This is a genomic window from Bacteroides acidifaciens (assembly GCF_024623065.1).
Classification (GTDB): Bacteria; Bacteroidota; Bacteroidia; order Bacteroidales; family Bacteroidaceae; genus Bacteroides; species Bacteroides acidifaciens.
Map to the genome: position 1 here is coordinate 1 of NZ_JANJZR010000116.1, position 8,623 is coordinate 8,623.

Sequence of the window (8,623 nt, forward strand, 5' to 3'; positions counted from 1 at the left end):
CGCGACAAGAAGAGCCGGGGTAAGTTAAAATATCAGCTATAAGATTATGACTGAAGAGAATTTAAACAGGCTCTAAATCTAAAACTTCTCTTTATGGTCAAATTTCCCCTCATCAGTATAGTATTTCCACGTACCTTTAGGTTTATTATTAGCATATTTTCCGCGAAGTTTCAAAGTACCATCTTCATAATATTCACGATGACGTCCATGTCGTTTCCCCTCCTTTACTTCCGACTCGCTCTTTAATGCTCCTTCAGGATAAAATTCCCGCAGAACATTTCCTTCAAACTTTTCGACATAGAAACGTTTCAGTTCACTCATCTGCTCTTTTTCTGTTTCGGCATCTTCATCCATTTCTTCATCATCTTCATCAATAGCAACTGAAACAACCGCATCCTTAGGTTCATAAGGTGTATAGTCCATAACATATTGCAAAGAAGCCGACCGACTATCCCCTATCACCTGCATAGTCCAACAAGGAAATGAAAACAAAACATCTTTATTAGATTGTATTTCATTCCATGTACTAACATTCATCATCGGCTTTAACTGAGAATAGAACTTATGTACGTCTGTATATAAGAAAATAGTAGAACTAGACTTCAAATATGAAAATGCATCCTTAAATCCTTGATTATTTTTTAGTAAATTCTTCTGCTCGTAATCCTCTACAAATGAAAGTAAAGAAGAAGCTTTATTACTAAAAACCACATAATCATCTACATAAGTGTAATATGGTTTCTCGAATTTATCAAATAATTTTCCGAAAAACAGGCGGAAGAAGCCCTTCATCTCAACATAATTGATCTCAAAATCCTTATAATTTACCGTCTTCACCTTAATCGGTGTACGCCGCTTTATTTTCTTCTCTATAAATTCCATATTCTTGCGGGCATCTTTTATACTTTTAGCCTTGACAGCCAGAATAAGTTCAGGCTCACGCCCCAACAATCCCGGTTCGGATTGCGTAATGGCAAATTCACCTGACATCCAACTCAGAAAGTTATCCTCTAAAAAGATGCCGAATAATCCTTCAATCTTTTTTCTGGAACTCTGATAAGAGTCATACAACTGTTTATCATGTATAGAAAGTGCATTTTCCAACTCCTTCACAAAAGTCGCCGGATTATTGAAACCTATATTCGTATAAAGAGCGGTACGTCCGGAAAGAATTTCATGCGCTTTCATCTTATGTTTCCCCGAATTCAACAAAGCAACAACATAAGGATCGGCAGAATCTTTCCGCAAAGTATAACCTTTCACTTCTATTCTGTCTTCATTCGCATTCAAATAAAGACCGGCAAAATTCATAGAGTTGCTGAAGAGATCAATATATTCATTTCTTGCCCCTAAATAAATAGACATGAACTGAGGAACGCGCGCATAATTGATAAAGACTCTGACAAGTCCTTTACCCGAAACTAACTTTTCTGTTTCAATAAAAGACTGATTCAGCCCGATTTTAGGTCTGTTGCGTGAGTTAATAGCAGATTCAACAAGCGTAGATGTATAAGATCCCACTAAATGATTGTCCACAAAAGCAATGTAGAAAATATCACGCGTATCAGGATCACGCATTTCAAGTATATTGACGCCATTATGCATTCGGTTAGTAACCGTAAAACCACTCATCACTAATACCGTTTCAACCTGATCTTTCAATACATCCATCTTCGATGCTTTCTGCATATCCAGGATAAGCAGGAAATCCCAATTGGTGGCACGAGTCTTATGAAGTGAAATAAGCATATCCCGCTCTCCGACAAGAGACAATAACACTTTGTTACTTTTAACTACTGAATCAAGTTTTTCGACACTCGCTGTCACTTCCTCAAAAGATTTCGCTTTCTTCAGACATTGCCATGTCTCGCTTCCACTAAATTTTTCCCAGTCTTCAATCGGAGCTGATGACTGAATAATAAATGCGGCATCTTCGGGGACCAAATAAATCTGCTGGATATTGCGATCAGGCGAGATAAACAGATAAACGATGGAATATACAACATATACCACCAAAGCTAATCCTGCCGCAACTAAAATTCTCTTTACTATTTTCTGAATATTCTTTTTCTTACCGGACTCAGCATATTGTTCCTGCTGCCCATTATGTAATTCATCCATCATGTTCCGTTATTTAGTTGAGTGGCAAAATTACAAAAAAAATGAAATTAATTCATTAGTTCTGATTCATTTAGCAAAATTATCCCGCAAAAGAGATTTTATAAAAGACAAAATAGTCCATATCAGTTTCTCCCTATTTTTATAAAATCTATTCTGAATAAATGATAATCTATTGACTGGTATGGCAAATAAATACTAACTTTACGGCATGAAAAAAAAATTCCAACTCGAAGTTCCGAAAGGAGCCGGCAAGATTTTACTTCATACCTGTTGCGCTCCCTGTTCGTCAGCTATCATCGAATGTCTGATGCAACATAATATTACACCTGTGATTTATTATTGCAATCCTAACATCTATCCACTGGAAGAGTATAACATAAGAAAGGATGAATGTACACGCTATGCACAATCTTTAGGACTGGAAATCATAGATGCCGATTACAACCATGAAGCCTGGCGATACCAAATGACAGGAATGGAGCAGGAACCAGAAAGAGGCGGACGTTGTCTGCGCTGTTTCAAAGTCCGTCTACTGGAGACTGCCCGCTATGCACACGAACATGGATTTTCCGTCATTACAACCACACTTGCTTCCAGTCGCTGGAAAAGTTTGGAACAGATAAATGAAGCCGGACAATATGCCATGGCAAACTATCCCGATGTCATATACTGGGAACAGAATTGGCGTAAAGGTGGACTTAGTGAACGCCGCATTGCCATCATTAAAGAATACAATTTCTACAACCAGCGATATTGTGGTTGCGAATTCAGTATGAGAAAAGAAGAATAAATCAAGCATACCATTATCACCAGCAAATCAATGAATCGGAGTAAAAAAGGTAAAAAAAGGAAATTATTCAAGAAGAAATCACGCTTTAATTATAAATTAGGATGGATAATCGCTCTCATTGCCCTTATCCCTATTATATATGGTGTCTATTTATATTGCCAACAAATCAGGAGTTCTCAAAAAGACGAGCCAAAAACAAATACATCACTTCAGGTTCTATCCAGCAAAGAACTGGCAATCCCGATATCGATGACTCCCCAACAAGAACAAATAATCCGCCACACCGGATATACCGTTTCCTATAATAAGGAGTTGAAACTTCCCAATTGGGTTTCTTATGAATTGACCCGAGAGGAAACAAAAGGAAAAGAAAAAAGAAACAACCGCTTTATAGCTGACCCGTTAGTAAAAGGAATAATTGCAACTAATGCAGATTATGCACGTTCAGGATATGACAAAGGGCATATGGCACCGGCTGCGGATATGAAATGGAGTCCGCAAGCCATGAAAGAATCGTTCTATTTCAGCAATATGTGTCCACAACACCCACAACTGAACAGAAGAGGCTGGAAAAATCTGGAAGAGAAAATCCGGGATTGGGCTATAGCAGACAGCGCTATTATCATTATATGCGGCCCTATTATAACCAAGCAGCCAAAAACAATCGGGAAAAATAAAGTTGCAGTACCCCAACAGTATTTCAAAGTAATCCTCTCTCCTTTCGTCAGACCTATGCGGGCTATCGGCTTCCTGTTCAATAACAGACAAGCCTTGGAACCTCTTTCTACATATGCAGTAACAGTAGACAGCATTGAACGGCTTACCAATATGGATTTCTTCGCATCTCTGCCTGACGAAATAGAAAACAAAATTGAAGCAGAAGAGAATTACTTCCAATGGCCCAATTAACTAATATCCAACCTAACTAAAATTAAACAGAAAGAAACCGTCTCTATCCAAATTCTTTTTATCTTTGACGAACTTTTTAAACAGCTCAAAAGATGAACAAAAAAAAAAGAAACATTTTATTATCAATTCTGATTGGAACATTCCTTCTTTGTACCATCGCCGGAGGAACCGTTTATTATTATCTGTTTGCTCCTCAATTCCATCCATCTAAAACCGTTTACATCTATGTAGACCGAGACGATACCACCGATTCCATATATAACAAAATAAAGAAGTTCGGACATGTAAACAAATTATCGGGGTTTCACTGGATGGCCAAATATAAAGATTTCAAACAGAATATTCATACCGGACGCTATGCTATTCGCCCGAATGATAATGTCTACCATGTATATAGCCGCTTTTCCAGAGGATACCAAGAACCGGTCAACCTCACTATCGGAAGCGTCCGGACACTAGACCGCCTGGCACGAAGTGTTGGAAAACAGCTCATGATAGACTCCGCTGAAATTGCCAGCCAACTGTTTGATCCTTCTTTTCAAAGTAGAATGGGATACACAGAAACAACTCTTCCAAGCCTTTTCATACCAGAAACTTACCAAGTGTATTGGGATATGAGCGCAGAGGATTTCTTCAAACGCATGCAGAGGGAACACGAACGTTTCTGGAACAATGAACGTCTCGCACAAGCCACCGCCATCGGAATGACACCGGAAGAAGTTAGTACACTAGCTTCCATTGTTGAAGAAGAAACCAACAACAATGAAGAAAAACCAATGGTAGCCGGACTATATATCAATCGTTTACAGAAGGATATGCCTTTGCAGGCAGACCCCACCGTAAAATTTGCCCTGCAAGATTTTGGCTTACGCCGTATCACCAATGAACATCTGAAAATTAATTCACCCTACAATACCTATATCAATACCGGGCTACCGCCCGGTCCTATCCGCATTCCCTCAAAAAAAGGAATAGACAGTGTATTGAACTACACAAAACATAACTATATTTATATGTGCGCCAAAGAAGATTTCTCAGGAACCCATAATTTTGCGTCCAATTATGCCGACCATATGGCAAATGCAAGAAAATACTGGAAAGCACTGAATGAAAGAAAGATTTTCAAGTAAATTTGTGATAAAACAGACTGAAAATCCTATCTTTGCCCGATAGATTAACAAACTGTGAACAACACTAAATAAAAGAAATAGATATGAGCAAGCAACTCTTACTTGGCGATGAAGCCATTGCACAAGCTGCACTGGATGCCGGCCTCTCAGGTGTTTATGCCTATCCCGGTACTCCTTCAACTGAAATTACGGAATATATTCAAATGGCTCCTATAACGACCGAACAGAATATACACAACCGTTGGTGTGCCAATGAAAAAACAGCAATGGAAGCTGCATTGGGGATGTCTTTCGTAGGCAAACGGGCATTAGTTTGTATGAAACACGTAGGTATGAACGTAGCTGCCGACTGTTTCGTCAATTCTGCCATCACCGGCGTAAAAGGTGGATTAATCGTGATAGCAGCAGACGATCCCAGCATGCACTCTTCTCAGAATGAGCAAGACAGCCGTTTTTACGGGGATTTTTCATTAATACCAATGTACGAGCCCAGCAACCAACAAGAGGCGTATGACATGATATATAATGGTTTCGAATTTTCTGAAAAACTAGGTGAACCTATTTTAATGCGTATGGTCACCCGCCTTGCCCACTCCCGTTCCGGAGTAGAGCGCAAAGAGCAAAAGCCACAGAACGGCATATCTTTCAGTGAAGATCCGCGCCAGTTCATCCTGTTGCCGGGAAACGCCCGCAAACGCTACAAAGTATTGCTTGCCCGCCAAGACGAATTCATCAAAGCGTCAGAAGAATCACCTTATAATACATACACAGATGGTCCTAACAAAAAACTGGGAATCGTAGCTTGCGGTATCGGCTACAACTACCTGATGGAAAACTATCCTGAAGGTTGTGAATACCCGGTACTTAAAATCGGCCAATATCCATTGCCCCAAAAACAACTGTACCAATTAATCGAATCTTGCGACGAAATCCTCGTTCTGGAAGACGGTCAGCCATTCGTAGAAAAGCAATTGAAAGGTTATTTAGGTATTGGCGTTAAAGTAAAAGGACGTTTAGACGGCACATTGTCACAAGACGGAGAGTTAAATCCCGACTCGGTAGCCCGTGCAGTGGGAAAAGAAAACAAAGCAGAATTCGGTATCCCCTCTATAGTAGAAATGCGCCCACCAGCACTTTGTGAAGGATGCGGACACCGTGATATGTACATCACGCTGACCGAGGTTCTTAAAGAAGAGTATCCTTCTCATAAAGTATTCAGCGATATTGGTTGTTACACGCTTGGCGCAAACGCTCCATTCAACGCTATCAACTCATGTGTAGACATGGGAGCTTCTATCACAATGGCAAAAGGTGCGGCAGATGGCGGTCTTTATCCGGCTGTAGCCGTAATCGGCGACTCTACTTTCACCCATTCAGGAATGACGGGATTACTCGACTGCGTAAATGAAAACGCCAATGTAACCATTATAATTTCCGACAACGAAACTACTGCCATGACAGGTGGACAGGATTCTGCCGGAACCGGACGCATTGAAGCTATCTGCGCAGGTCTTGGAGTAGATCCCACCCATATCCGCATAGTTGTTCCATTAAAGAAAAACTACGAAGAGATGAAGCAAATCATTCGCGAAGAAATCGAATATCGTGGTGTATCTGTCATTATCCCACGCAGAGAGTGTATCCAAACATTAGCACGCAAAAAAAGAAGTAAGTAAGCCATGAAAAAAGACATTATATTATCAGGAGTCGGCGGACAAGGAATTCTGTCCATCGCTACAGTAATCGGCAAAGCAGCCTTAAAAGAAGGACTTTATATGAAACAGGCAGAAGTACACGGAATGAGCCAGCGTGGTGGAGACGTTCAATCCAATCTTCGTATCAGCGACCAGCCGATTGCTTCCGACCTGATTCCTTCCGGCAAATGTGACCTAATCATTTCACTAGAACCCATGGAAGGACTGCGCTATCTCCCCTACCTCAGTTCTGATGGCTGGTTGGTGACTAACGAAACCCCGTTTATCAACATTCCCAATTATCCGGAATCAGACAAAGTGATGGCAGAAATCAATAAATTACCGCATAAAATTGTATTAAACGTAGATAAGGTAGCCAAAGAAGTAGGTTCCGCCCGTGTCGCTAATATCGTTTTACTGGGAGCAACCATCCCATTTCTCGGCATCAATTACGAGAAAGTGCAAGACAGCATTCGTGAAATCTTCCTTCGCAAAGGAGAAGCAATTGTAGAAATGAATCTTAAAGCATTGGCTGCCGGCAAGGAAATCGCAGAAAAACTGATGCAATAACAGGCATTACCATGAATACACAATACTGGGAAGAAGAATTAGAAACCATGAGTCGTGAGAAGTTGCATAAATTGCAACTTCAACGGCTTAAAAAAACAATCAACATAGCTGCAAACGCTCCTTACTACAAAGAAGTTTTCAGCAAACATGGCATTACCGCAGATAGCATACAATCATTGGATGACATCCGCAAAGTGCCTTTTACAACCAAATCTGATATGCGCGCCCACTACCCTTTCGGACTAGTGGCAGGCGATATGAGCAATGACGGTGTACGTATCCACTCTTCCAGTGGTACTACTGGAAACCCAACTGTGATCGTTCACTCACAGCACGACCTCGATTCTTGGGCCAACTTGGTGGCTCGTTGTCTGTATGCCGTAGGCATCCGCAAGACCGATGTTTTTCAAAACAGCTCAGGATACGGCATGTTTACAGGTGGGTTAGGTTTTCAATACGGAGCCGAGCGTCTTGGTTGTCTGACAGTTCCCGCTGCAGCCGGAAACAGCAAGCGGCAGATCAAGTTTATCAACGACTTTAAGACAACTGCCTTGCACGCTATCCCCAGCTACGCCATCCGCCTTGCTGAGGTTTTTCAGGAAGAAGGACTCGATCCGGCAAAAACAACACTGAAAACATTGGTTATCGGTGCCGAACCTCATACAGACGAGCAACGCCGGAAGATAGAACGAATGTTGGGCGTAAAAGCATACAATAGCTTCGGTATGACAGAGATGAACGGTCCCGGTGTCGCTTTCGAATGTCAAGAACAAAACGGAATGCATTTTTGGGAAGACTGTTATCTGGTAGAAATCATCGATCCCGAAACTGGTGAACCCATGCCTGAGGGAGAAATCGGAGAACTGGTACTCACTACTCTCGACCGCGAGATGATGCCCTTAATCCGCTATCGCACCCGCGATTTAACCCGCATTCTACCCGGGAAATGCCCATGCGGACGTACGCATATCCGCATCGACCGTATTAAAGGTCGCAGCGATGATATGTTTATTATCAAAGGAGTCAACATTTTCCCAATGCAGGTCGAAAAAATCCTGGTACAATTCCCCGAATTAGGCAGCAACTACCTAATCACTCTAGAAACTGTAAACAACCAGGACGAAATGATTGTCGAAGTAGAACTGAGCGAACTCTCCACTGACAACTATATTGAACTGGAAAAAATCCGCAAGGACATCACCCGTCAATTGAAAGATGAAATTCTGGTTACGCCAAAAGTGAAACTGGTAAAAAAAGGCTCTCTTCCGCAAAGTGAAGGAAAAGCCGTTCGCGTGAAAGACTTACGAAACAACAAGTAAACTATTAAAATTATATTGCTGTCCGGTAAAACTTTGACATGATAGGAAATGGACTATTTTTATCTCATACAGCATGAAACAGACTCGTAT

The 8,623-nt window shown here is 41.2% G+C and carries 7 protein-coding genes; 6 read left to right on the top strand and 1 reads right to left on the bottom strand.

The window, feature by feature from the left end; genetic code table 11:
• Positions 1–78 precede the first annotated feature (78 nt).
• Positions 79–2,121 carry a toxin-antitoxin system YwqK family antitoxin gene (locus NSB03_RS19190; protein WP_024988661.1) on the bottom strand — a complete coding sequence of 681 codons (2,043 nt, stop codon included), beginning with the start codon at positions 2,119–2,121 and terminating at the stop codon, positions 79–81.
• 208 nt (positions 2,122–2,329) lie between these two features.
• Here NSB03_RS19190 and NSB03_RS19195 point away from each other — a divergent pair, with 208 nt between their 5' ends.
• The 6 genes from NSB03_RS19195 (at position 2,330) to NSB03_RS19220 (ending at position 8,533) form a co-directional block, all read left to right on the top strand.
• A complete protein-coding gene (locus NSB03_RS19195; RefSeq protein ID WP_024988662.1) occupies positions 2,330–2,911 on the top strand; it encodes an epoxyqueuosine reductase QueH in 582 nt (193 codons plus the stop codon).
• A 30-nt stretch (positions 2,912–2,941) separates the two neighbouring features.
• A complete protein-coding gene (locus NSB03_RS19200; protein ID WP_024988663.1) occupies positions 2,942–3,820 on the top strand; it encodes a DNA/RNA non-specific endonuclease in 879 nt (292 codons plus the stop codon).
• 92 nt (positions 3,821–3,912) lie between these two features.
• Positions 3,913–4,950, top strand: coding sequence for an endolytic transglycosylase MltG (gene mltG, locus NSB03_RS19205; RefSeq protein ID WP_024988664.1), 1,038 nt, complete (start codon positions 3,913–3,915; stop codon positions 4,948–4,950).
• Between the two features lie 83 nt (positions 4,951–5,033).
• Positions 5,034–6,626 (top strand): thiamine pyrophosphate-dependent enzyme, encoded by a 1,593-nt coding sequence (locus NSB03_RS19210; protein WP_024988665.1) that lies wholly within the window; start codon positions 5,034–5,036, stop codon positions 6,624–6,626.
• A gap of 3 nt (positions 6,627–6,629) precedes the next feature.
• The gene (locus NSB03_RS19215) at positions 6,630–7,214 is read left to right on the top strand and encodes an indolepyruvate oxidoreductase subunit beta (protein ID WP_024988666.1); all 585 of its coding nucleotides are present in this window, start codon (positions 6,630–6,632) and stop codon (positions 7,212–7,214) included.
• 11 nt (positions 7,215–7,225) lie between these two features.
• A complete protein-coding gene (locus tag NSB03_RS19220; RefSeq protein WP_024988667.1) occupies positions 7,226–8,533 on the top strand; it encodes a phenylacetate--CoA ligase in 1,308 nt (435 codons plus the stop codon).
• Positions 8,534–8,623: the final 90 nt, after the last annotated feature.

What these genes read in the sequence shown, in the direction of transcription:
- NSB03_RS19220 (WP_024988667.1), top strand. Translation starts at nt 7,226, where the DNA reads ATGAATACACAATACTGGGAAGAAGAATTAGAAACCATGAGTCGTGAG.
- NSB03_RS19190 (WP_024988661.1), bottom strand. Translation starts at nt 2,121, where the DNA reads ATGGATGAATTACATAATGGGCAGCAGGAACAATATGCTGAGTCCGGT.
- NSB03_RS19215 (WP_024988666.1), top strand. Translation starts at nt 6,630, where the DNA reads ATGAAAAAAGACATTATATTATCAGGAGTCGGCGGACAAGGAATTCTG.
- NSB03_RS19210 (WP_024988665.1), top strand. Translation starts at nt 5,034, where the DNA reads ATGAGCAAGCAACTCTTACTTGGCGATGAAGCCATTGCACAAGCTGCA.
- mltG (WP_024988664.1), top strand. Translation starts at nt 3,913, where the DNA reads ATGAACAAAAAAAAAAGAAACATTTTATTATCAATTCTGATTGGAACA.
- NSB03_RS19200 (WP_024988663.1), top strand. Translation starts at nt 2,942, where the DNA reads ATGAATCGGAGTAAAAAAGGTAAAAAAAGGAAATTATTCAAGAAGAAA.
- NSB03_RS19195 (WP_024988662.1), top strand. Translation starts at nt 2,330, where the DNA reads ATGAAAAAAAAATTCCAACTCGAAGTTCCGAAAGGAGCCGGCAAGATT.